The 22,448-nt window shown below is 73.2% G+C and carries 21 protein-coding genes; 12 read left to right on the top strand and 9 right to left on the bottom strand.

Features of this window, described 5'->3' with window-relative positions; genetic code table 11:
* The first annotated feature begins 12 nt into the window (after positions 1 to 12).
* The 9 genes from ACZ6JS_RS14415 to ACZ6JS_RS14375 all read left to right on the top strand — a co-directional run bounded on the left by ACZ6JS_RS14415 (position 13) and on the right by ACZ6JS_RS14375 (position 8,342).
* Positions 13 to 393, top strand: a complete 381-nt coding sequence (locus tag ACZ6JS_RS14415; RefSeq protein ID WP_469297907.1) for an FKBP-type peptidyl-prolyl cis-trans isomerase — start codon at positions 13 to 15, stop codon at positions 391 to 393.
* Positions 394 to 524: 131 nt separating this feature from the next.
* Complete coding sequence (locus ACZ6JS_RS14410) at positions 525 to 1,481, top strand: helix-turn-helix transcriptional regulator (protein WP_469297906.1); 957 nt, start codon at positions 525 to 527, stop codon at positions 1,479 to 1,481.
* Between the two features lie 120 nt (positions 1,482 to 1,601).
* Entirely contained in the window at positions 1,602 to 2,570 is a 969-nt protein-coding gene (locus tag ACZ6JS_RS14405) for a helix-turn-helix transcriptional regulator (RefSeq protein WP_469297905.1), read from the top strand.
* 16 nt (positions 2,571 to 2,586) lie between these two features.
* On the top strand, positions 2,587 to 2,814 hold the full coding sequence (locus tag ACZ6JS_RS14400; protein WP_469297904.1) for a hypothetical protein: 228 nt from the start codon (positions 2,587 to 2,589) through the stop codon (positions 2,812 to 2,814).
* A gap of 26 nt (positions 2,815 to 2,840) precedes the next feature.
* Entirely contained in the window at positions 2,841 to 3,041 is a 201-nt protein-coding gene (locus tag ACZ6JS_RS14395) for a hypothetical protein (protein WP_469297903.1), read from the top strand.
* A gap of 166 nt (positions 3,042 to 3,207) precedes the next feature.
* Entirely contained in the window at positions 3,208 to 3,498 is a 291-nt protein-coding gene (gene tatA / locus ACZ6JS_RS14390) for a Sec-independent protein translocase subunit TatA (protein ID WP_469297902.1), read from the top strand.
* Between the two features lie 47 nt (positions 3,499 to 3,545).
* A complete protein-coding gene (gene tatC, locus ACZ6JS_RS14385; protein WP_469297901.1) occupies positions 3,546 to 4,511 on the top strand; it encodes a twin-arginine translocase subunit TatC in 966 nt (321 codons plus the stop codon).
* A gap of 56 nt (positions 4,512 to 4,567) precedes the next feature.
* Positions 4,568 to 5,455 (top strand): diacylglycerol kinase, encoded by an 888-nt coding sequence (locus ACZ6JS_RS14380; RefSeq protein ID WP_469297900.1) that lies wholly within the window; start codon positions 4,568 to 4,570, stop codon positions 5,453 to 5,455.
* Between the two features lie 46 nt (positions 5,456 to 5,501).
* Positions 5,502 to 8,342 (top strand): DEAD/DEAH box helicase, encoded by a 2,841-nt coding sequence (locus ACZ6JS_RS14375; RefSeq protein WP_469297899.1) that lies wholly within the window; start codon positions 5,502 to 5,504, stop codon positions 8,340 to 8,342.
* A gap of 210 nt (positions 8,343 to 8,552) precedes the next feature.
* Here ACZ6JS_RS14375 and ACZ6JS_RS14370 read toward each other — a convergent pair whose 3' ends face one another.
* From ACZ6JS_RS14370 to ACZ6JS_RS14355, 4 genes are all read right to left on the bottom strand, one after another.
* Positions 8,553 to 9,509 carry an RluA family pseudouridine synthase gene (locus ACZ6JS_RS14370; protein WP_469297898.1) on the bottom strand — a complete coding sequence of 319 codons (957 nt, stop codon included), beginning with the start codon at positions 9,507 to 9,509 and terminating at the stop codon, positions 8,553 to 8,555.
* A gap of 19 nt (positions 9,510 to 9,528) precedes the next feature.
* On the bottom strand, positions 9,529 to 11,067 hold the full coding sequence (locus ACZ6JS_RS14365) for a serine hydrolase (RefSeq protein ID WP_469297897.1): 1,539 nt from the start codon (positions 11,065 to 11,067) through the stop codon (positions 9,529 to 9,531).
* A 730-nt stretch (positions 11,068 to 11,797) separates the two neighbouring features.
* Positions 11,798 to 12,637 carry a siderophore-interacting protein gene (locus ACZ6JS_RS14360; RefSeq protein ID WP_469297896.1) on the bottom strand — a complete coding sequence of 280 codons (840 nt, stop codon included), beginning with the start codon at positions 12,635 to 12,637 and terminating at the stop codon, positions 11,798 to 11,800.
* Between the two features lie 48 nt (positions 12,638 to 12,685).
* Positions 12,686 to 13,591, bottom strand: coding sequence for a 5'-3' exonuclease (locus tag ACZ6JS_RS14355; protein ID WP_469298119.1), 906 nt, complete (start codon positions 13,589 to 13,591; stop codon positions 12,686 to 12,688).
* Positions 13,592 to 13,811: 220 nt separating this feature from the next.
* Here ACZ6JS_RS14355 and ACZ6JS_RS14350 point away from each other — a divergent pair, with 220 nt between their 5' ends.
* Together ACZ6JS_RS14350 and ACZ6JS_RS14345 are read left to right on the top strand one after the other, a co-directional pair.
* Entirely contained in the window at positions 13,812 to 14,447 is a 636-nt protein-coding gene (locus ACZ6JS_RS14350) for a helix-turn-helix domain-containing protein (RefSeq protein WP_469297895.1), read from the top strand.
* Positions 14,444 to 15,175, top strand: coding sequence for a helical backbone metal receptor (locus ACZ6JS_RS14345; RefSeq protein ID WP_469297894.1), 732 nt, complete (start codon positions 14,444 to 14,446; stop codon positions 15,173 to 15,175). Before ACZ6JS_RS14350 ends, ACZ6JS_RS14345 begins: the two co-directional genes overlap by 4 nt.
* 714 nt (positions 15,176 to 15,889) lie before the next feature.
* On the opposite strand, the gene ACZ6JS_RS14340 is transcribed toward ACZ6JS_RS14345, so the two are convergent.
* On the bottom strand, positions 15,890 to 17,002 hold the full coding sequence (locus ACZ6JS_RS14340; protein WP_469297893.1) for a TDT family transporter: 1,113 nt from the start codon (positions 17,000 to 17,002) through the stop codon (positions 15,890 to 15,892).
* Positions 17,003 to 17,072: 70 nt separating this feature from the next.
* Here ACZ6JS_RS14340 and ACZ6JS_RS14335 point away from each other — a divergent pair, with 70 nt between their 5' ends.
* On the top strand, positions 17,073 to 17,996 hold the full coding sequence (locus tag ACZ6JS_RS14335; protein ID WP_469297892.1) for a LysR family transcriptional regulator: 924 nt from the start codon (positions 17,073 to 17,075) through the stop codon (positions 17,994 to 17,996).
* A 309-nt stretch (positions 17,997 to 18,305) separates the two neighbouring features.
* Here the strand turns inward: ACZ6JS_RS14335 and ACZ6JS_RS14330 are convergent, their stop codons facing one another.
* The 4 genes from ACZ6JS_RS14330 to ACZ6JS_RS14315 all read right to left on the bottom strand — a co-directional run bounded on the left by ACZ6JS_RS14330 (position 18,306) and on the right by ACZ6JS_RS14315 (position 22,383).
* Complete coding sequence (locus ACZ6JS_RS14330) at positions 18,306 to 19,115, bottom strand: hypothetical protein (protein WP_469297891.1); 810 nt, start codon at positions 19,113 to 19,115, stop codon at positions 18,306 to 18,308.
* 143 nt (positions 19,116 to 19,258) lie between these two features.
* The gene (locus tag ACZ6JS_RS14325) at positions 19,259 to 19,966 is read right to left on the bottom strand and encodes a gamma-glutamyl-gamma-aminobutyrate hydrolase family protein (RefSeq protein WP_469297890.1); all 708 of its coding nucleotides are present in this window, start codon (positions 19,964 to 19,966) and stop codon (positions 19,259 to 19,261) included.
* Positions 19,967 to 20,021: 55 nt separating this feature from the next.
* A complete protein-coding gene (eat, locus tag ACZ6JS_RS14320) occupies positions 20,022 to 21,500 on the bottom strand; it encodes an ethanolamine permease (protein ID WP_469297889.1) in 1,479 nt (492 codons plus the stop codon).
* A gap of 136 nt (positions 21,501 to 21,636) precedes the next feature.
* Positions 21,637 to 22,383 (bottom strand): FadR/GntR family transcriptional regulator, encoded by a 747-nt coding sequence (locus tag ACZ6JS_RS14315; protein WP_469297888.1) that lies wholly within the window; start codon positions 22,381 to 22,383, stop codon positions 21,637 to 21,639.
* Positions 22,384 to 22,448: the final 65 nt, after the last annotated feature.

Raw genomic sequence — 22,448 nt, 5'->3', positions numbered from 1 at the left:
AGGAGCAGTTCCGTGAGCGACAAGCTCGAAAAGCCCGAGATCGACTTCCCCGAGGGCGAGGCCCCCGCGGACCTCGTGATCGAGGACATCTGGCTGGGTGACGGTGCCGAGGCCAAGGCCGGCGACATGGTCGCCGTCCACTACGTGGGCGTGGCCTTCTCCACCGGCGAGGAGTTCGACGCCTCCTGGAACCGCGGTTCCGCGCTCCAGTTCAAGCTCGGTGTCGGTCAGGTCATCAGCGGCTGGGACCGCGGTGTCCAGGGCATGAAGGTCGGCGGCCGCCGCAAGCTGGTCATCCCGGCCCACCTGGCGTACGGCGACCGTGGTGCGGGCGGTGCGATCGCCCCGGGCGAGACGCTGATCTTCGTCTGCGACCTGGTCAAGGTCGGCTGAGCGGAACATCCGCGAGCAGTGCAGGGGCCCCCGCCGTGAGGCGGGGGCCCTCGCTTTTTGTCCGGGACCGCCGGGGCGGTACGGTCAACGGTCACGAGTGTGTGTGTGTCGAGAACGGGGGATGGGCGTCGATGGCGATTGCCAAGGCCGAGCGTCTGATGAATCTGGCGCTGTGTCTGCTGGGGACCCGCCGGCCGCTGAGCAAGCGCGAGCTGCGCGGTTCCATCGAGGCCTACATGGAAGCCGGCAACGACGAGTCCTTCAACCGCATGTTCGAGCGGGACAAGGACGACTTGCGCGAACTCGGTCTGGTCATCGAGACGGTGGAGAACCTGGAGGGGGAGACGGGCTATCTGGCCCGCCGGGACAGCAACCGGCTGCCGCCGGTCTCCCTGGACGCCGAGGAGGCCGCGGCGCTGGGGCTGGCGGCCAAGGTCTGGCAGCAGGCCCGTCTCGCGGGAGCCGCCAGCGGCGCCCTGCAGAAGCTGCGGGCGGGCGGGATGCCGGAGGCGGACAACCCGTACGAGGGTCAGCACAGTGCCATCGAGCCGCGCATCCCGGTCCACGAGGCGGCCTTCGAGCCGCTGATGCTGGCCTGCCGGGACCGCCGGCCGGTGGTCTTCGACTACCGCAAGTCGACCGCCGCCCGGCCCGAGACCCGTCAGGTGGAGCCGTGGGCGCTGGAGTGCTGGCGCGGCCACTGGTACCTGGCCGGCTACGACCGTGAGCGCGGGGCGGAGCGGGTGTTCCGGCTCTCCCGGATCACCGGGAAGGTCCGCTCCCGCGCGGCGAAGTACACCGCCGACGTGCCGGACGTGGTGACCGTGCGGGAGACCGTGGCGAGCTGGGCAGGGGAGAGCGCGGACCGCTCGGCGCTGATCCGGTTGCGGGCCGGGGCGGGCTACCCGCTGCGGGCCAAGGCCACGTCGGTGCGCGAAGGCGCCGACGGCTGGGACGAGCTGGAGATCCCCTACGGGCACGGGCTCGACGCCTGGCTGGTGGAGTTCGGTCCCGACGTCGTCGTGGTCGGACCCGCCGATCTGAGGGCGGACGTGGTGGACCGGCTGCGGGCCGTCGCCGGGGCCTGACACGCTGTCCGGGTGACACCCGCCGTCCGGGTACCGCCCGCGGTGCGGGGCAGGTTCGCCCGCCGCACCATTCGAAACCGCGACATCCACAGACGTGCCCTGAGGGGGAGACGTACCAGCATGGCTGCCAACGCCATCGACCAGACCCGCCGGATGCTGTCCCTGGTGACGTACCTGCGCGAGCGCCCGGGTGCGCACGTGGCCGACGTCGCGCGCGCCTTCGGCATCACCGAGGACGAGCTGATCTCCGACCTCGACGTGCTGCCCATGTGCGGGACCAGCTTCCGGGGCGGGGACCTGCTCGACATCGACACCGACGGGGAGCGCATCTGGTGGCGCAATCCGGATGCCTCGGGGGAGTCCACCGCCGAGCCGCTGCGGCTCGCCGCCGACGAGGCGACCGCGCTGCTGGTCGCCGCGCGCGCCGTGGCGACCCTGCCGGGGCTGCGCGAGAGCGACCGGGACGCCCTGCTGCGGGCGACCGCGAAGCTGGAGGCTGCCGCGGGCGAGGCGGCCGGGGCCAGCTCCCGACTGTCGGTGACCTTCGAGTCCGAGGGCGGGGTCTTCGCGGACGTCGACCGGGCCATCGCGGAACGCCGGCGGCTGTGGCTGCGCTACTACTCGCCGGCCCGTGACGAGCTCACCGAACGCGAGGTCGACCCGATCCGGCTCTTCGCGGTGGGACACACCTACATGGAGGGCTGGTGCCACCTCTCCGAGGACCGGCGCACCTTCCGGCTCGACCGGGTGGCGGAGATCCGACTGCTGGACGAGCGGGCGGAGCCGCCCGCCATCGAGCCGCGCGACCTGTCCGAGGGCCTCGTCCAGCCGTCCGCCGAGGACCCGGAGGTCGTGGTCGAGGTCGGGCCCGGCGGGCGATGGGTGGCCGAGTACTACCCGCACGACAGCGCCGAGGAGCTCGCGGACGGCGGCCTGCGGATCACCCTGCGCACCCCGGACCCGGGCTCCCTGCGCCGCCTCGCGCTGCGGCTGGGCCGCGAAGGGCGGATCACGGCTCCCGCCGAGCTGGCGGACAGCGCGCGCAGCGCCGCCCGGGAGGCACTCGCGGGGTACGGGGAACAGGTCTGAGGGGAGGGCGGTCGAGATGTCGCCAACGTCCGGGCCGGTCGCGTTCAAGGCCTCCTGTCCCGAATGCCGCGCCCGGTTCGAGCTGGACGCGGGCGCCCTGCGGCTGGCCATCGGCGGCAGCCGCAGGGCCACCTTCTACTCCTTCACGTGTCCTGAATGCGGGTCCGCGGTCCGCAAACCGGCCGGGGACCGCATCGTGGAGCTGCTGACCGGCGGCGGCGTGAGCACCCTGCGGAGCATGTGAGGCGGCCGTGGCCTAGGCTCGGCCCCATGCTGTGGCCGATGTTCGCAATTGCCCTGGGTTTCCTCGGAGTGGCCGTGCTCGCCGTGCTGGCCGTGCGCGTGTACGCGGAGGTGCGCCGGCTCTCCGCGGAGGTCGCGCTGGCCAGCCGCCGGATCACCGCCGCATCGGGTGAGCTGGAGCGGGAGGCCCTCGGGCTGGCAAAGGCAGGCGGCGACGTGCGGCCGTAACGAATCCGACAGCCGTGTGACCGGGGGATTGACAACCGGCCAGGACGCAAGACGGGGTACGCCGGGGGATTGCCGGGCGTTAACCCCCTGGGGTTACGATCCTCGGTAGAGACATCCCAGGCGCCCGTACCGGTGCGCTGCAGACCTCGGAGAAAAGGAAGACTTCATGGGCAACCTCAGGGGTTGGGAAATCCTCGTCATCGTCGGCGTGATCATCCTGCTGTTCGGCGCCAAGAAGCTCCCCGACATGGCCCGCTCCCTCGGCAAGTCGGCCCGCATCCTCAAGAGCGAGGCCAAGGCCATGAAGAAGGACGGCGAGGCCGACGACGCGGCCGCCGCCCCCGCCGCCGACCAGTCCGCGCAGCAGCCGGTCGCCCCGCGCACCATCCAGGCCGCGCCCGGTGACGTCACCAGCTCCCGGCCGGTCAGCGAGCCGAACCGCACCGCCCAGGGCTGACGGACGCCCTTCACGCCAGTCATCTGCAACGAGACAAGGGACGTGGGTTGCTCAAGTCTGCCCGCAAGCAGGGGAAACAAGAACGAAAGGCAAAGGACGCCGAAGGGCGCATGCCTCTCGTCGAGCACCTGCGCGAACTGCGTAACCGCCTGCTGAAGTCGGTTCTGGCGATCCTCGTCATCACGATCGTCGCGGCCTTCTTCTACCGGGACATCATCAACTTCCTGCTGAAGCCGATGCTGGACTCCGTCGGCTGCACGAACGGTGTGGTGACCCAGCGCAACGGGCGCCCCTGCGCCGACATGACCGTGAACGGCCTGATCTCGGCGTTCTCGATCGCCCTGAAGGTCTCGCTGATGGCCGGAGTGGTGCTCTCCGCACCGGTGTGGCTGTACCAGCTGTGGGCGTTCGCCGCGCCCGGACTGCACAGCCACGAGAAGAAGTACGCTCGGAGCTTCGTCGCGGTCGGAGCGCCCCTTTTCATGGCCGGCGCCGTGCTCGCGTACAAGATCCTCCCGCAGACCGCGATGATCATGCTCGAGTTCACGCCCGACCACGCGCGCAACCTGCTGCCGGTCGACGACTACCTCGACCTGGTCACCCGCATGGTGATCGTCTTCGGTCTGGCCTTCGAGCTGCCGCTGCTGCTGATCCTGCTGAACTTCACCGGCGTCCTCACCGGCAAGCGCCTGGCGGGCTGGTGGCGGGGCATGGTCCTCGGCATCACGGTCTTCGCCGCCTTCGCGACGCCCACCGGCGACCCGCCGACCATGCTCGCGCTGGCCCTGCCCATCGTGACCCTCTACTTCGCGGCCGTCGGGCTCTGCCTCCTCAACGACCGCCGGCGCCGGCGCAGCGACCCCGACGCCGGACTCGGCGACGACGAGGCCTCGGAGCTCGACCTGACCCCGGCGCCGATCGGCGCGATGGACGCGGTGCCCGCCCCGGCCGCCCTGCCCGGACAGGCCGACGGCGGACGACAGCGGATCAACGGGTACGACGACGCCACCTGACGGGTACGCCCCCGGGGGCGCCCGGGACCGGGAACGGCCTCCGGTACATTCCCGGGGTGAGCTACGAGGTCACCCTCTTCGTCAATCCCACCGCGGGACGCGGCCGGGGCGCGCACGCCGCGCAGCCGGCCGCTTCCGCTCTGCGGGCGGCCGGTTTCTCCGTACGGACCCTGGTGGGCGCCGATGCCCCGGACGCGCTGGCCCGGCTGAGGGCCGCGGTCCGCGAGGGCACCGGCGCCGTGGTCGCGGTGGGCGGCGACGGCATGGTCTCCCTGGCGCTCCAGGCGCTCGCGGGCACCCCGGTGCCGCTCGGGGTCGTCGCGGCGGGCACCGGTAACGACTTCGCACGGGCCGCCGGACTGCCTGTGCGGGAGCCCGCGACGGCGGGCCGGATGGCCGCCGAGGCGCTCAAAGAGGGCCGGATCCGCGAGATCGACCTCGGGCGCGTGGGCGGCACCTGGTACGGGACCGTGCTGTGCTCCGGCTTCGACTCGAAGGTCAACGACCGCGGCAACCGGATGCGGCTGCCCGCGGGCCGTTTCAAGTACGACCTCGCGATGATCGCGGAACTGGCCGCCTTCCGGCCCTTTCCCTACCGCATCACACTCGACGACGGCCCGGTGATCGAGACCGAGGCGACGCTCGTCGCCGTCGGCAACGGCTCCTCCTACGGCGGCGGCATGCGCATCTGCCCGGGCGCCGCCCCCGACGACGGCCTTTTCGACGTCACCGTCGTCGGCGACTGCAGCCGGGCCACCCTGGTGAAGGTGTTCCCGCAGGTCTACCGGGGCGGACACCTCTCCCACCCGAAGGTGAGCGCCCACCGCGCCCGGAAGATCACCCTGGAGGCGCCGGGCCTGACCGCGTACGCGGACGGGGAGCCGCTGGGGCCCCTCCCGGTGACCGCCGAGTGCATACCCGGGGCGGTCCGGCTCCTCACATAAATGATCGCGACTGTTGTCAGACCCGGCGGGTAGGCTCGACAGCAAGATGACCGAAGAACTCTCACCCGCCGAGCGGTACGCCGCTGCCCGGATCCGCGCCGCCGAAGAGGCCACCGCCCTGGCCCCCTTCCGCGAGATGTACGACTTCGACCTGGATCCGTACCAGGTGGAGGCCTGCAAGGCGCTGGAGGCCGGCAAGGGCGTCCTCGTAGCCGCCCCGACCGGCTCGGGCAAGACCATCGTCGGCGAGTTCGCCGTGCACCTGGCCCTCGCACAGGGCCGCAAGTGCTTCTACACGACGCCGATCAAGGCGCTGTCGAACCAGAAGTACGCCGACCTCGTCAAGCGCTACGGCGCCGACAAGGTGGGCCTGCTGACGGGCGACAACAGCGTGAACTCCGAGGCGCCGGTGGTCGTGATGACCACCGAGGTGCTCCGCAACATGCTCTACGCGGGCTCTCAGTCGCTGCGCGGCCTCGGCTACGTCGTGATGGACGAGGTCCACTACCTCTCCGACCGGTTCCGCGGAGCCGTCTGGGAGGAAGTGATCATCCACCTGCCCGAATCGGTGACCCTGGTCTCCCTGTCGGCCACCGTGTCCAACGCCGAGGAGTTCGGCGACTGGCTGGACACCGTGCGCGGGGACACCGATGTGATCGTCTCGGAGGAGCGGCCCGTACCGCTGTGGCAGCACGTCATGGCCGGCCGCCGGATCTACGACCTCTTCGAGGAGGAGTCCGACCACGGCGGCCGCGGCTCCGCGCGCCGCGAGGTCAACCCCGACCTGCTGCGCATGGCGCGCGAGGAGAACAGCCGCACCTACAGCCCCAAGGACCGGCGCCGCGGCAAGATGGTCCGCGAGGCCGACCGCGAGCGCGAGCGGCGCTCCCGCGGCCGGATCTGGACCCCGTCCCGGCCCGAGGTCATCGCCCGCCTCGACAACGACGGGCTGCTGCCCGCCATCAACTTCATCTTCAGCCGCGCCGGCTGCGAGGCCGCCGTCCAGCAGTGCCTGTACGCGGGCCTGCGCCTCAACGACGAGTCCGCGCGGCTCAAGGTCCGCGAGATCGTGGAGGCGCGCACCGCCTCCATCCCCACCGAGGACCTGCACGTCCTCGGGTACTACGAGTGGCTCGAAGGCCTGGAGCGGGGCATCGCCGCGCACCACGCGGGCATGCTGCCGACCTTCAAGGAGGTCGTGGAGGAGCTCTTCGTCCGCGGTCTGGTGAAGGCCGTCTTCGCCACGGAGACGCTGGCGCTGGGCATCAACATGCCCGCGCGCACCGTGATCCTGGAGAAGCTGGTCAAGTGGAACGGCGAGCAGCACGCCGACATCACCCCCGGCGAGTACACGCAGCTGACCGGCCGGGCCGGCCGGCGCGGCATCGACGTCGAGGGCCACGCGGTCGTGCTCTGGCAGCGGGGCATGGACCCGGCCGGACTCGCCGGGCTCGCGGGCACCCGAACGTATCCGCTGCGCTCCAGCTTCAAGCCCTCCTACAACATGGCCGTCAACCTGGTCAGCCAGTTCGGGCGGCACCGCTCGCGCGAGCTGCTGGAGACGTCCTTCGCGCAGTTCCAGGCGGACCGCTCGGTCGTCGGGATCTCCCGGCAGGTGCAGCGCAACGAGGAGGGCCTGGAGGGCTACCGGGAGGGCATGACCTGCCACCTGGGGAACTTCGAGGAGTACGCACAGCTGCGCCGCGACCTCAAGGACCGGGAGACGGAGCTGGCCAAGCAGGGCGCCGCCCAGCGGCGGGTGCAGGCGGCCAGTTCGCTGGAGAAGCTCAAGCCGGGCGACATCATCCACGTGCCGACGGGCAAGTTCGCCGGGCTCGCGCTGGTCCTCGACCCGGGCGTGCCGGCCGGACGGGTCCACGGGCACCGCGGGTACGAGTACGCCGAGGGCCCGCGTCCGCTGGTGCTCACCGCCGAACGCCAGGTCAAGCGTCTCGCCGCGATCGACTTCCCGGTCCCGGTCGAGGCGCTGGACCGGATGCGGATCCCCAAGACCTTCAACGCGCGCTCGCCCCAGTCCCGTCGGGACCTCGCCTCCCAGCTGCGCAGCAAGGCCGGGCACATCACCCCGGAGCGGCGCGCCCGCGGCCGGGCCGCCGCCGCCGACGACCGCGAGATCGCCAGGCTGCGCACCGAACTGCGGGCGCACCCCTGCCACGGCTGCGACGAGCGCGAGGACCACGCCCGCTGGGCGGAGCGCTTCCACAGGCTGAAGCGGGACACGCAGGCGTTGGAGCGGCGGATCGAGGGCCGGACCAACACGATCGCCCGCACCTTCGACCGGATCCACGCGCTGCTGACCGAGCTCGACTACCTGCGCGAGGACGAGGTCACCGTGCACGGCAGGCGACTGGCCCGGCTGTACGGGGAGCTCGACCTGCTGGCGTCCGAATGCCTGCGCGCCAGGATCTGGGAGGGCCTGAGCCCCGCGGAACTGGCCGCCTGCGTCTCGGCGTTGGTCTTCGAGGCCCGGCAGTCCGACGACGCGGTCGCGCCGAAGGTCCCGGGCGGCGCGGCGAAGGCGGCGCTCGGGGAGATGGTCCGCATCTGGGGCCGGCTCGACGCGCTGGAGGAGGAGCACCGCATCAACCAGGCGGAGGGCGTGGGCCAGCGCGAGCCGGACCTCGGTTTCGCGTGGGCGGCGTACCAGTGGGCCTCCGACAAGAGCCTGGACGAGGTGCTGCGCGAGGCGGAGATGCCGGCGGGCGACTTCGTGCGCTGGTGCAAGCAGGTCATCGACGTGCTCGGGCAGATCGCGGCGGCGGCCCCCTCGGCCACCGGCGACAGCGGCAGCACGGTCGCGAAGAACGCCCGCAAGGCCGTCGACGCGCTCCTGCGGGGCGTGGTGGCCTACAGCTCCGTCGGCTAGGCGGTCTCCTACGGAGCTTGCCGGGCCCGCGCTGACTGTCACCGGACGGCGCGGGCCCGGCCGGCAAGAACCGACGGCACGGCTGTCGCAGACCGTGCTGCTCAGAGCATGAGCCGCGTTGATCCGGTTGCGCCGGATGGTCAACGCGCTCAGCGCGCGAGGATCCGATGACCGGGTCGGGGACGGACGGGCGCCGGGTGGGACGTGGTCTCAGCCGCCCGCCTCCCAGCCTGGCCGGTCGTGCCAGGCCTGGAGGGTGCGGGCGCTTTCGAAACGGTGGGCGGCGCCGGTCACCGGGTCGGTGAACGCCAGTACCCGGGACAGGAGTTGCAGCGGCCGGCGGTAGTCGCCCGGAGCCGGATCGGTGACCTCCGGGTACACCGGGTCGCCCAGGATGGGCAGTCCCAGGCCGTTCATGTGCACCCGCAGCTGGTGGGTGCGGCCGGTGAGCGGGGTCAGCCGGTAGCGGCCCAGACCGCCGCGCACGCCGACGAGCTCGATCCGGCTCTCGGCGTTGGGCGGGCCGGGGACCTCGGTCGCGGCGATCACCCCGCGGAGCTTCTCGATCCGGCTGCGGACCGTGCGGGGGAAGGCGAGCGCCGGGTCGTGGGGCGCGAGGGCCTCGTACTCCTTGCGGACCTCGCGCCGCTGGAACAGGAGCTGGTAGGCGCCGCGGTCCTCGGGGCGGACGCTGAACATCACCAGGCCGGCGGTGAGCCGGTCCAGGCGGTGGGCGGGGCTGAGCCCGGGCAGGCCGAGCTCATCGCGCAGCCGGGCCAGGGCGGTCTCGGTGATGTGGCTGCCGCGCGGGGTGGTCGCCAGGAAGTGCGGCTTGTCCACCACGAGGAGGTGCTCGTCCCGGTGGACCACGCGGATCGCGAACGGCACCCGCGGTTCCGGTTCCATGTCGCGGTGGAACCACAGGTAGGCGCCGGGCTCGTACGGATCCCGCGCATGCAGGACCCGCCCGCCGGGGCCGAGGACCCGGCCCGCGGCCAGCAGCCGGGCCATGGACTCCTCGCCGCGGGTGCCGGCGTAGCGGGCGGCGAGGTATCCGCCCAGGTCCGGCCAGGTGCCGTCCGGGTCGGGCGGCAGCCGCAGCCGGACCGGGTCGATGCCGGCCCGCTGGGGGAGGGGCGAGGAGGGTGCCTGGGCTCTGCGTCTCATCGGAGAACAGGCTATGCGGCTACTGCCGGGTGAAGGTGCCCAGGCGGTTCTCGTCGAGGTACTCCACGCGGAGCGTGCCGTCCGAGAAGAAGACGCCCGTACGGCCGACGGCGTTCTCACCGGTGGTCTCGAAGCTGAAGGTGTCGCCGTCGTAGTGCTTCAGCGGGAACCGCATCGGCTTCGGGCCCAGGGCGAGGGTGAGCGCGCCGTCGTCGGCAGCGGTCACGGTGGCCCTGCCGTAGTAGGGGTTGTCGTAGGTGCCGGTGTACGCGGAGCTGTCGCGGGCCGGCTTCGCGCCGGCGGGCGGGTGGGCGTAGTCGGTGTCGGACCGGCCCGCGTTGAACGTCTGGGCGTAGCTCGCGCCCACGAGCGGCATCCAGTCGGCCGTCGGCTTGCCGTACTGGGCGGTGTCGAAGAAGTCCAGGGCGACGGCATCGGCCAGCCCGACCGGGGCGCCGTTGGTCAGGACGACGATGCCGAGCCGCTCCAGCGGGAGCATCGTGACGTTGGAGTTCACCCCGAGGGCGAAGCCCCCGGAGTGGCTCAGGCGCAGCCGGCCCGCGTCGTCGTAGGAGACGTTCCAGCCGAGCCCGTAGAACTGCGGGGTGCCGCGGCCGGTCACGGCCTGGGACACGATCTCGGGCTGGTAGGTGCGGGCGAGCGCCTCCGCGGGGATGATCCGCTTCCCGTCGAGGCTGCCGGTGTCCAGGTGCAGCCGCAGCCAGCGGGACATGTCGCGGGCGGTGGAACTGGCCCCGCCCGCCGGGGTCTGGGCGTCGGCGTCGCGGACGTAGCGGGGGCTCCAGGTGCCGTCCGGGTTGCGTACGTGGCCCCACGCCCGGTCCGGGGCCTTGGCGTAGGCGTCGAACTCGGTGCTGGTGCGCGTCATTCCGGCGGGCTTGAAGAGCTTGTCCTCGCTGAGCTTCTGCCAGCTCACGCCGTGGTCGCGGGCGACGGCCTCGGCGGCGGCGGTGAGTCCGAAGTTGGTGTAGGCGTAGCTCGCACGGAAGGGGCTCAGCGGCTCCTCGCGCAGGTGGCCGAGGATGTACGACTGGTCGTAGCCCAGGTCCTCCAGGAGGTCCCCGGCGTGATCGGGGAGTCCGCTGCGGTGCGAGAACAGGTCGGCGGGCGTGACGTGCGAGGTCACCCAGGGGTCCTTGAGGGCGAAACCGGGGAGGGAGCCCGCCAGGGGCTCGTCCCAGTCAGCGGGATCGGCCAGCGCGCCGGCGACGACGGTTGAGGACACCGGCTTGGAGACGGAGGCAAGCTGGAAGACGGTGTCGGGGTCGACCTTGGCGCTCTCGCCGGTGCGGCGGACCCCGAAGCCCTTGAGATAGACGACCTCGCCGTTGTGGACGACGGCCACCGCGACGCCGGGCACGCCGGTGCGGCGCATCTTGTCGGCGACGGTGCGGTCGAGGGCGGCGACGGCCTTGTCGACGGCGGCGTCCGTGAGTTGGGGCCGGGGAGCGGGGGGCGGGCTCGGTGCCGCCGCAGCCGCCGAGGCGGTGAGGAGGGCCGCGACCCCTGCTGCCCCGAGCGCGCGGAGCGTACGCATGGGTACATTCTCCCGCCGCACGCCTTTCGGCGCGCGCCGGAGGGGCCTGCCGCGGACGCGTGTGCTGCGCGGCGTGCGGCGCCGCCCGGGGGGCTGCCCCCGGGCCCGCGCTCGATCGCCGCGCAACCGGATCGGCAGGCGCTGCCCCCGCCCGCGGCGCCTCGGGCTCTGCCGCCGGGCCGCCTCTTCCGGATCTCGTGGGCGGGCGGAGGCGGAAGCACAGCCGCCGGCGGCCCGGGGCTCGCGTCCGGCGAGGAGCCGCCCGAGGCCACCCACGCCCGGCCCGGGCAGGGGGTCGCGGCGCCGTGCGCCCCGACGCACCGGCCGAGCGCCGCCGCCCCGCCCGTCCGTCGGGCATCCCCGACACTCGCGGACCGCGCCGTTCGGTCCCCCCGTCGCAGCGCAGGGGCTTGCGCGGACCCGGCGTCGCCGGGGGCAACGACGACGCGGTGAGGTGCGGTGCCGGGCAACGCGGGCCGGGCCGGATCGAAGGGGTCGGTCCGGCGCTGGGAGGGTGCCCCTGGCGGGGCCGGGGAAGGCGGGCGGGCATCGGCCCGGGTCTTCGGGCCAGTGCGCCGCAGCGGCCCCGGGCGTGCGGCCCACGGGCCGCGGGGGCCGTGGACCGGGCCACGGGCTCGGGGGCGCTGCGCCTGCAGGAGGGCCTGCGCGGGCACGGGCCGGGGCCTGCTGGGGAACGGGGGCCGCGTGACTGCGGACCGCCCCCGAAGGGTCAGGCGGCGGCGCGGTGTTCCTGTTCGGCTTCGACCGTGGCGTTCCAGTCGCGCTTGATCGCGCGCCAGCCCTCGTCCGTCTCTCCCAGCCGCCAGTAGCCCGAGATCGACAGGCGTTCGCGTGCGACGCCGCGCTCCAGGCGGAGGTGGCGGCGCAGGTCCTTGACGAAGCCGGCCTCGCCGTGGACGAAGGCGTGCACGTCCGTCGAGGGGAACTCCATGGCCTGGACCGCCTCGACGAGGGCCTCGCCGACCGGACGGCCACCGCGGTGGAGCCAGACCGGGGTGATGCCGTCGGGGGTGGCGACCTTCAGTTCGTCGCCGGGGCCCTCGATTTCCACGAACGCGTGGACCTCCGCGCCCGCCGGCATCCGCTCCATCGCCGCGGCGATGGCCGGCAGCGCGCTCTCGTCGCCGATCAGGAGGTGCCATCCGGCCGCCGGGTCCGGGGCGTACGCGCCGCCCGGGCCGAGGAACCGTACGAGCTCGCCCGGCTGCGCCCGGGCCGCCCAGGGGCCGGCCAGGCCCTCGTCGCCGTGGACGACGAAGTCGAGGGTCAGTTCCAAGTGCTCCGGGTCCCAGTTCCGCACGGTGTAGGCCCGCTGCCGCGGCCACTGCGCCCGCGGAAAGTCGCCGCGGATGCGTTCCAGGTCCCACGGCGCGGGGTAAGTCACACCCTCGGGAGCGAAAAGGAGTTTCACGTAGTGGTCGGTGTACTCGCCCGCGCCGAAGTCGGCCAGCCCCTCACCACCCAGCACGAGTCGCACCATGTGCGGCGAAAGCCGCTCGGTGCGTACGACTACGGCGGTGCCGACGGTGCGGCCGCGTCCTTCTGCCACGGTGACTCCCTGACTCCCATGAAACTTAGCCTTACCTAAGTTAGCACCTCAGGAGTGCAGGGCGCCGCTCAGACGGGACACAGCGCCGCCCAATCCCCACCGATGGGCTAGCGCGTCGACCAGCTCGGGCTGCGCCGGGACCGCCGGCAGGGCCGCTTGGAACTGCGGAATCGGCACGTCGGAGGCCACCTTCACCACCTTCGGCGCCACCGCCAGGTACGGCCGGGACTCGTCGAGCCGCTTGCGCTGCGTGGGCGTCAGTTTCGACTTCGGGTCGTCGATCGCCGCGATGATCCCGGCCAGATCGCCGTAGGCGTCGAGCAGTTTCGCCGCCGTCTTCTCACCGATGCCGGGAACGCCCGGCAGGCCGTCGCTCGGATCGCCGCGCAGCAGGGCGAGGTCCGCGTAACCGGGGCCGTCCACCCCGTACTTCTCCCGCAGCCACGCCTCGTCCGTCATCTGGAGGGTGCCCACGCCCTTGAGGGGGTACAGCACCCGCCGCTGCCGCGCGTCGTCCACGAGCTGGTACAGGTCCCGGTCGCCGGTGACGATGTCGACGGGCCCCGTCGCACGGGCGGTGAGCGTCCCGATCACGTCGTCCGCCTCGTACCCGGCGACGCCGACCCGGGCGATGCCGAAGGCGTCCAGGGCCGCCTCGATGATCGGCACCTGCGGGGCCAGCGTGTCCGGGGTCTCCTCCACGTCGGGACCGGTCTCGGTCTCGACGGCCACCCGGTGGGCCTTGTACGAGGGGATCAGCTCCACCCGCCAGTGCGGCCGCCAGTCGGCGTCCATGCACGCCACCAGGTCGTCCGGCCGGTGGTCCTGGACGAGCCGGGCGATGAAGTCGAGGAGCCCGCGCACGGCGTTGACCGGGGTGCCGTCGGGGGCCTTGACGGAGTCCGGTACGCCGAAGTAGGCGCGGAAGTAGAGGGAGGCGGTGTCCAGGAGCATCAGGCGTCGTGTCGTCACGCAGACGATGATGCCGCAACGCCCCGCACCGCCGTCCCGGCCGCCGGGACGCCCCGTCGTGCTCCCGTCCGCCCCCCTGAACACCACGCACGGTGAGCGGCCGCGTACCGGAAGGCCGGTGCGGGCGAAACCGGAGCCGGTTGCTGCGTAAGGTGCTTACAGCACACCGATGTGCGACGGACATGGGGAGGGCAGCCCCGACATGAACGACAGGGACGGGACGGACGGCCTGCACGGCAAGCTGGACGACGACACGAGCAAGGACAAGGACGGCAAGGAGCCGCTGCGGGTGGGTGTGGCCGTGCGCAAGCGCCGCCGCGCGCTCCACCTCACGCTGGCCGCCGTGTCGGCGCGGAGCGGCCTGTCGGTGCCCTTCCTGAGCCAGATAGAGAACGAGCGGGCCCGGCCCAGCATGCGGTCCCTCGAACGCGTCGCCGACGCCCTGGAGACCACGGCCGTCGAGCTGCTCGCCGCCTCGGACACCGCGCGCACCGTGGACCTCGTACGCGTCGGCGACGAGTCCGGCCTCACCCCGATCCCCGGCGTACGGCCCCTCGTGCGCGGGCACCACCAGCTGCACGCGATGGAGTTCACCGGTGACCAGGACGCCGGGCGCGAGTACCAGCACCGCAACGACGAACTGATGTACGTGGTCGAAGGCGCCTGCCAGGTGGAGGCGGAGGGACGGGCGTACCGGCTGGAGAGCGGGGACGCGCTCTTCCTGTCCGGAGGTGTCCGCCACCGCTGGCGGGCCGTCACCGAGGACACCCGGATCCTGGTGGTCGCCGTGGGGGACCACATCCACGCGACGTCAGAGCCCCCGTCACCCGGACAGTGAGCGGCCGCGTGAGGCGCGTCGTGTCGCTGGTCCCGTCGCTGACCGAAGCGGTGGCCGTGAGCGCGCCGGGGCGCCTGGTCGGGGTCACCGACTGGTGCACCCACCCCGGCGACCTGGGGGCGGCGGAGCGGATCGGCGGGACGAAGAACCCCGACGTGCGCAGGATCGCCGAACTCCGCCCGGACCTGGTGATCGCCAACGAGGAGGAGAACCGGGCGCCGGACCTTGCGGAGCTGCGCGCGGCCGGAGTGGAGGTGCTCGTCACCGAGGTCCGCGACCTGCCTCAGGCACTGCGGGAGCTGGACCGTGTGCTGGTGGGGGCGCTGGGTCTGGCGCGGCCGGGCTGGCTGGCGGACGCGGAGGCGGCGTGGGCCCGCGCGGAGCCGGTGGGAGAGCTCACGGCCTTCGTGCCGGTGTGGCGGCGGCCGTGGATGGTACTGGGCCGGGACACCTTCGCGGGTGACCTGCTGGCGCGGCTGGGGGTGCGCAACGCCTACGCGGGGCACGCGGAGCGGTACCCGAGGATCCCGGTGGAGGAGCTTGCCGCGGCCGACTGCGATCTGGTGGTGCTGCCGGACGAGCCGTACCGCTTCACCGCCGCGGACGGCCCGGAGGCCTTCCCGGGCCTCCCGGCAGCCCTGGTCGACGGGCGGCACCTGACCTGGTACGGGCCGTCGTTGGCCGCCGCGCCGACGGTACTGGCCGAGGCCCTGCGCGCGGCGCGCTGACCGCCGCTCGGCTCCCGCCGGGGGTTGCGGCCCGGGCGGCAGGGTGGGGTGGTGCACCGCCAGCTCGGCGCGTGCGGCCGGTCCCGGCGAGGCGGCTTGGGTTGCACGTTCGTCCTGCGGGGACCCTCCGCCGCCTTCGCCCTGCCCGAGGAACCGGGCTCGGGAGGGGTGTCCCCGCAGGACGAGCGCGCGACCACGGCTCACAGCCGTGACGGCTCGCGCGCGCCGAGCCGAGGAGATACCCCTGCGCGGCCCCGCGACCGACCCGAACGCGGGCCCGGATCCCGCTCCGCCGCTCCCTGCGGAGGGGGACGGTAGCGGGGCCGGGTTCCCGCCCGGCGGGCCGGGCCGGACCCGCTGGGGTTTGCCTTGTGGAACCGGGCTCGCGCCTGTGGAGCGGGGACGGGGAGGGGTGTCCCCGCAGGACGAGCGCGCGACCACCGCTCACAGCCGTGACTGCCCGCGCGCGCCGAGCCGAGGAGATACCCCTGCGCGGCCCCGCGACCTGCCCGCACCGAGCCCGGATCCCGCCCCGCCCTGCTCCCCGCGGAGGGCCCGGCACCGAGCCCGGATCCCGCCCCGCTCCCTGCGAAGGGCCCGCACCGAGCACGGACCCTGCCCGGCCTCCGCTCCCCGCGAGGGGACCCGTGCCGCTGGGTCCCGCCGCGCGAGGGGGCCGCCCGGCCTCGTAGCAATGGGCTCGCCCCGCGCGGCTTACGGCAGGCGACCCGACAGCAGCCCCCGCAGGGTGTGGGCGGCCGCGAGGAGCCACGCCGTCAGCAGGGCGAGGAAGAGGGCCGCGGCGAGCCAGCCGAGGGCGGTGAGCCCGGTGTGGCGGGCCAGGCCGGCGGCGCCGGTGACGCAGGTGCCGACGGGGAAGGTCAGTGCCCACCAGGTCATCGCGAAGCCCATGCCGGCGCGAGCCGCGCGGATCAGCATGCACACGGAGAGGGCCAGCCACAGCAGCGCGAATCCCATCACGGGCACCCCGTAGACGACCGCGAACGCGCCGAGCGCGCCGGCGTAGGGGGCGCCGATGGCCTGGTGGGCCATGTCGGCGAGCTGGTTCACGGCGGTGGTGGACTGCCCGAGCGGGCCGAGGACCAGGAACAGGGTCGGGGTCAGCGCCAGGGGCAGGGGGCCGCCCACGATCAGGCGGCCGAAGACCAGGGGGAGCATCAGCAGGGTGGCGAGCAGGCTGATGCCGAACATGGCGTAGCAGGCGAGCAGCATGGCCTCGCGGGGCTGGCCGGCGGGCAGGTGGGGTATCAGCAGTGGCCCGAGCGCGGCCGAGACCATGGGGGAGACGAGGGGGAGCAGCCATACGGGGCTGGCCTGCTCCGGCTCGACCGTGTGGCGCACCACCATCAGGTAGGGCACGGCCACGGCCGCGACCAGGCCGACCGCGGTGCCCGCGGTGAACAGCACGGCGTCCACGGCCACGGCGGCGCCGGTCCCGATGAGGTCCTTGCCGACGATGAGGGTGCCGCCGCCGACGGCCAGCAGGGCCATCGAGAGGCAGCCGTAGAACGGGGCGACGGCCGGGTCGAGGAGGTGGGCGCGGGCCTGGTCGCGGTGGTGGAGCCAGTGTCCGGCACGGGCCGTCAGCAGGACGGCGAGGGCGGCGGCGGACAGCGCCCAGACGAGCTGGCAGGCCACGCGCTGCCCGGGTAGCTGGTACGGGAGGGCCGTGCCGGCGTTGGCGACGATCGCGGTACCCATGACGGAGGCGTACCAGTTGGGGCCGAGGTGTCGCAGCGCCGGTGCCTTGTGGGCCGTGGGCGCGGGTTCGGTGAGGGTGCGGGGTCGCACGAGGGTGGTGGCCATGGGTTCAGCGTCACGCGGGGACGGGCCGACCGGCAGGGACCACCTTTCTATAAGGCCATAAACTGATGTTATGGGTGATGAAACATGGGTTCCGCTGGCGCACCGCGTACCGGACCTGGGTGCGCTGGAGTTGCTGCTCGCGGTCGCCCGCGTCGGGAGCCTGAGCGGGGCCGCCCGGCGTCTGGGCATCACCCAGCCCGCGGCGAGCAGCCGGATCCGGGCGATGGAGACCCGGCTGGGTGTGGCGCTGGTGGACCGTTCCCCGCGGGGTTCGACGCTGACCGCCGAGGGTGCGCTCGTCACCGACTGGGCCCGGCGGGTGGTGGAGGCGGCCGAGGCCTTCGACGCGGGTGCGCAGGCGCTGCGTGGGCGGCGGGACTCCCGACTGCGGGTGGCGGCCAGCATGACGATCGCTGAGTACCTCCTGCCGGGGTGGCTGATCGCGTTGCGCGGGCAGCGGCCGGACACGGCCGTGTCGCTGCACGCGGGCAACTCGGCGGTGGTCGTGCAGCGGGTGCTCACGCACGAGGCCGACCTCGGCTTCGTGGAGGGGCTGACCGTGCCCGACGGGCTGGACTCGGCGGTGATCGCGCAGGACCGGCTCGTCGTGGCGGTGGCGCCGGTCCATCCGTGGGCGCGGCGTACGAGGGGCGTGGAGGCGGCGGAACTCGCGGCGACGCCGCTGATCCTCCGGGAGCGCGGATCGGGTACGCGGCAGGTGCTGGACGCGGCGCTCGTCGGGCACGGCGGGGTGGCCGCGCCGCTGCTGGAGCTGGCGTCGACGACGGCGGTGAAGGCGGCCGCGCTGGGCGGAGCCGGGCCGTGCGTGCTGTCGGAGCTGGCCGTGGTGGACGAGTTGGCGGCCCGCCGGCTGGTGGAGGTGCCGGTGACGGGTGCCGAGCTCGGCCGGGCCCTGCGGGCGGTCTGGCCCGCGGGCGCCCGCCCGGCGGGCCCGGCCCGGGACCTGTTGTCCCTGACCCGGGGTACCGCGTAGGAGGGTGCGTCCGGTCGGGCGAGGGGGAACGATTCGCCGTTGCGCGGAGGACGCCTTCGGGCGTACCGCCGGAAGGGGTGGCTCCCGCCCGTATCACCCGCCCGTACCAGCCCCGCATACCACCCCCGCGTATCGCCCGCCCGAGGAGAATCCCCTGCGTCTACGCCGTGCCCGATGCGAGGGGGGACCACTTCACGCCGAGCCCCTCACCGGCTTCGGCTCGGAGCGGTCGGAGCTCCGGGCCGGTCCGTCCTCAGCCGCTGAGCGGACGGGAGGCACACCGGGCCGCCTGGCGCCGGGAGCCCGCCGTCAGGCGGGTTCCTGACCGGACCGCGACTGGAGGGCCTTCGTCAGGAGAGATCCCAGGACGATCAGGGCGATGCCCAGCCACCACATGTTGTCGAAGATCAGGACGGCGATGCCGACGGGTACGAGCGTTCCCGCCAGCGGGACCAGGAAGCCCGCCCACGGCGTGGGCTCGGGAGGCAGGCCGGAAGCCTCGCGGACCGCCCGGGCCCGCGCCACGTCCGGGTACCAGACGGTGAACTTCACCGCAGCCACGATCGCCAGGATCTGGATGATCCACCCGGTCCACATGTTGCTCGGGTTGTGCAGGACCAGGTCCCCGTACGCTCCCGCGGCGGCCGCCACGAGGAACGCGGTGCCCCAGGCCCCGGTGATCATGTAGTTCGTCCGCAGGAAGCCGCGGGTGTGCCAGAGCGACGGATCGACCTGCTCGCGGGCGTACTGCAGGGTGAACGGCATCCGGACCGCCATCGAGCCGAATGCGATCACCGCCAGCGCGATGTTGGCGACTTCGCCCGCGTACGTCTCCAGCCAGTTCAGGGTCCCCTCGTCGGCCAGGGCGCCGATCACGGCCATCGTGGCGAAGAAGACGATGTCGGCCAGTTCCAGCAGCTTCCACGAACTGCCGCGGTTGACCAGGTGGCTCAGCACCGTCAGGGCGACCGACACCGCCAGAGCCAGTCCGACCGCGAGTTCGAACCGTCCCGGTCCGACCAGCAGCGAGAAGATGACCCAGGGCGCCATGCCCACGACCGGGTTCTCCAGGAACCCGGCCACCGGCCCGGTCGCCCTGCCGTGTGCCTGTGCGCTCACCCTTCCAGCCTGCACGTCGGACGGCGGCAGGGCCATTCGTGCGGAGGCGGGGCGGAGGCGGGGCGGAGGCGGGGCGCAGGTGGGGGGCCGGGCGCGGGCCCCCGGCGCTGGGGAAGGCACCGGAGCCCGCGCCCGGCGGTCGGTCAGGCCACCGGGACCGCGCCGCGGACGGCCGCCGCCTCGATCAGCGACGCCATCACCCGGGTGTCCTTGTCGCGTTCCGGGTGCCACTGGACGCCCAGCACCCAGCGCGCGGGATCGGGCAGCTCGATCGCCTCCACCGTGCCGTCGAGCGCGTGCGCCGAGGCGACCAGGCCGCGGCCCAGCCGCTCGACCGCCTGGTGGTGGTAGGTCGGGACCTGCGCCTCCTCCGGGACCAGGTCGGCGTACCGGGTGCCCGGGACCGGTCGCACCGGGTGCCAGGACATGGCACCCGGGGTGTCGACGTGGCCGTCGATGTGCTGGATCAGCGTGCCGCCCAGGGCCACGTTCAGCGCCTGCATGCCGCGGCAGATGCCGAGCACGGGCACGTCCGCCTCGAGCGCCGCGCTGATCAGCGCCAGCTCCCAGCGGTCTCGGACGGTGGCGGGGGCGCCCGTACGGGGGTCGCGCGCGGCACCGTAGTGGACCGGGTCCACGTCCGGGCCGCCCGCGACGACCAGGCCGTCCACCCGGCTCAACACCTCCGCCGCCGCACCGGGCTCGTCCGGGGGCAGCAGGACGGCCGCGCCGCCCGCCGCCTGGACGAGTTCGCAGTACCCGGTCGGGACGAGGGACGTCGGGAGGTCCCACACTCCGTAGCGGGTGGATTCCTCGACGTAGGTGGTGATGCCGATGAGCGGCCTGGGCACGTTCTCTACCTCCGTGAGCGGGACGGCGGACGACGGGAAGGGACAGGACAGGATCTCAGTCGCGGGCCAGATCCGCCTCGGCTTCCGCGAGGGCCGCGAACTCCTCCTCGGGAGCCGACGCCACAAGGTGGTGCCGACTGTGGAAGGCGAAATAGGCCAGGGCGACGGCGTACACGGCCAGGGCGATGAACGCCGCGTCCTTGTCCACCAGGAAGGTGGCGACCAGGGCCGACAGGGCGAGTACGAAGGCCACCGAGGAGGTCAGGATGCCGCCCGGGGTGCGGTACGGGCGCTCCAGCTGCGGCTCCCTGCGGCGCAGCACGATGTGCGAGAGCGCCATGAGGGCGTAGGAGATGGTGGCGCCGAAGACCGCGATGTTGAGCATGCGGGCACCGTTGCCGGTGGAGGCCGCCAGGGCGAAGCCGATCGCCCCGGGGATGATCAGGCCCAGGTACGGGGCCTTGCGCTTCGAGGTCAGTGACAGGAAACGGGGCAGGTAGCCGGCGCGCGAGAGGGCGAAGAGCTGGCGCGAGCCCGCGTAGATGAGCGAGAAGAAGGAGGCCACCAGGCCGGCCAGGCCCGCGTAGTTCACGAAACGGCTCAGCGCGGTCGGGCCGCCGTCCCCCTCCAGGGCCACGACCAGCGGGTTGCCGGCCGTCTTGACGGCGTCGGCGCCCTGCGCGCCGGTCGCCGCGAAGAAGGTGATCAGGGCCAGCAGGGCGAGGATGCCCATGGAGATGGCCAGTGCCCTCGGCATGGACCGCACCGGGTCCTTGGCCTCTTCTGCCGCCAGCGGTACGCCCTCCACGCCGAGGAAGAACCACATGCCGAAGGGGAACGCGGCCCAGATGCCGAGCACGCCGAGCGGCAGCCAGGAGTTCGAGCCGAAGGCGCTCGGGTCGACGGGGATGTTGTCGAGGCCGTCCGCGCTGAACTCCGTGAAGGCGCCCACCGCGAAGATCAGGAGCGCGGCGACGGCGACGGCGGTCACGACCAGGCTGAAGCGCAGCGCCTCACCGACGCCCCACAGGTGCACGCCGATGAAGACGACGAAGCAGCCGAGGTACACGGGCCAGCCGGAGGTGAGGCCGAAGAGGCCGAGGGACTCCACGTAGTCGCCGATGAAGATGACGATCGCCGCCGGGGCCAGGATGTACTCGATGAGGATGGCGGTGCCGGTGAGGAACCCGCCCCAGGGGCCCAGCGCCCGGCGGGCGAAGCCGTAGCCGCCGCCGGCCGTCGGCAGGATGGTGGACAGCTCCGCGAGGGAGAAGACCAGGCAGGCGTACATCGCGCCCATCAGGACGGTGGCGATGGCGAGACCGCCGAAGCCGCCCTTGTCGAGGCCGACGTTCCAGCCGGAGAAGTCCCCGGAGACGACGTAGGCGACGCCGAGACCGGTCAGGAGCAGCCAGCCGGCACTGCCGCGGCGCAGCGTGCGGCGCTCCAGGTAGTCGTCCGGGCCGTCACCCCCGGCGGGTGACGTGGTGGATGCGGGCACGGCTGCCAGCCGTGCTTCGATGTCGTCGGCCATCGTGCGCTCCTGCCTCAGGGCAATGGTTGTGGGGCGTACCTTTGTCCTAGTGGAGCGGAGCGCGCAAGACCCCTGCGTAAAACAGAAGTTACGAAACCCTCTCGGGCGCCCCCCCTGCACCCCCGGCCCGGCCGGCTCAGGCGAGGAACCCCCGCAGCAGCGCCGCCGTGCCGCAGCAGTGCTCGCGCATGGTCTCGCGGGCCCGGGCCGCGTCCCCTTCCAGCACCGACTCCACCAGGGCGCTGTGCTGCTGCTGCGAGTGCTCCAGGTTGCGGACCAGCAGCGGGATGCAGTCGAGCAGGTCGTTGACCGTGGCCCGGACGGCCGCGTACTGGGCCGTCAGGGTGGCGGACCCGGCGAGCTCGCACAGGGTGAGGTGGAAGAGCGTGTCCTGGCGGCGGTAGTCGGCGAGCGGGGCGTCGTGGGTGGCGCCCAGGGCGGCGAGCAGCCGCTCGGTGCCCTCCTCGGTCAGCCCCTGTGAGGCGCACAGCCCGGCCGCGCCGACCTCCAGGACCTCGCGGAAGCGCAGGACGTCCTCGATGTCCACGCCGGCCACCCGCCGGCGCAGCTCCTCCTCGGTGCCGCCGGCCGGGGTGTCGGGGCGGGGCAGTACGAACGTCCCGCCGTACCGGCCGCGCCGCGCCTCCACCAGGCCCTGGTCCTGCAGTACCTTCAGGACTTCGCGCAGGGTGACCCGGCTGATCCCCATCCGCTCCGCCAACTCGCGCTCGGGCGGAAGCCTTTCGCCGCCGGGTACCAGACCCAGGCGGACCACCTGGAGGATCTGCTCCAGCGCCTCCTCGAACCCGTTGCCCGCCCGCACCTGGCGCAGCACCGGGTTCAGGCGCCGGGCGGCGTCGCCTTCGCTCGCCGTATCGGTCATCTCGGCTCCTCCCCTTCCCAAGCAATGGTTCTATTCAATACCTTAGGCCTCCTCGGCTCACCGAA

The organism is Streptomyces sp. NPDC046349 (assembly GCF_055587885.1).
The sequence above is the reverse complement of the archived record's forward strand: the minus strand, read 5'-3'. Positions and strand labels throughout refer to the sequence as shown.

Bases quoted from the DNA above. Each gene is read 5' to 3' on its own strand.
- ACZ6JS_RS14410 (WP_469297906.1), top strand. From the start codon at position 525: ATGGCGATTGCCAAGGCCGAGCGTCTGATGAATCTGGCGCTGTGTCTG.
- ACZ6JS_RS14405 (WP_469297905.1), top strand. From the start codon at position 1,602: ATGGCTGCCAACGCCATCGACCAGACCCGCCGGATGCTGTCCCTGGTG.
- ACZ6JS_RS14400 (WP_469297904.1), top strand. From the start codon at position 2,587: ATGTCGCCAACGTCCGGGCCGGTCGCGTTCAAGGCCTCCTGTCCCGAA.
- ACZ6JS_RS14395 (WP_469297903.1), top strand. From the start codon at position 2,841: ATGCTGTGGCCGATGTTCGCAATTGCCCTGGGTTTCCTCGGAGTGGCC.
- tatA (WP_469297902.1), top strand. From the start codon at position 3,208: ATGGGCAACCTCAGGGGTTGGGAAATCCTCGTCATCGTCGGCGTGATC.
- ACZ6JS_RS14375 (WP_469297899.1), top strand. From the start codon at position 5,502: ATGACCGAAGAACTCTCACCCGCCGAGCGGTACGCCGCTGCCCGGATC.
- ACZ6JS_RS14370 (WP_469297898.1), bottom strand. From the start codon at position 9,509: ATGAGACGCAGAGCCCAGGCACCCTCCTCGCCCCTCCCCCAGCGGGCC.
- ACZ6JS_RS14365 (WP_469297897.1), bottom strand. From the start codon at position 11,067: ATGCGTACGCTCCGCGCGCTCGGGGCAGCAGGGGTCGCGGCCCTCCTC.
- ACZ6JS_RS14355 (WP_469298119.1), bottom strand. From the start codon at position 13,591: ATGCTCCTGGACACCGCCTCCCTCTACTTCCGCGCCTACTTCGGCGTA.
- ACZ6JS_RS14350 (WP_469297895.1), top strand. From the start codon at position 13,812: ATGAACGACAGGGACGGGACGGACGGCCTGCACGGCAAGCTGGACGAC.
- ACZ6JS_RS14340 (WP_469297893.1), bottom strand. From the start codon at position 17,002: ATGGCCACCACCCTCGTGCGACCCCGCACCCTCACCGAACCCGCGCCC.
- ACZ6JS_RS14335 (WP_469297892.1), top strand. From the start codon at position 17,073: ATGGGTGATGAAACATGGGTTCCGCTGGCGCACCGCGTACCGGACCTG.
- eat (WP_469297889.1), bottom strand. From the start codon at position 21,500: ATGGCCGACGACATCGAAGCACGGCTGGCAGCCGTGCCCGCATCCACC.
- ACZ6JS_RS14315 (WP_469297888.1), bottom strand. From the start codon at position 22,383: ATGACCGATACGGCGAGCGAAGGCGACGCCGCCCGGCGCCTGAACCCG.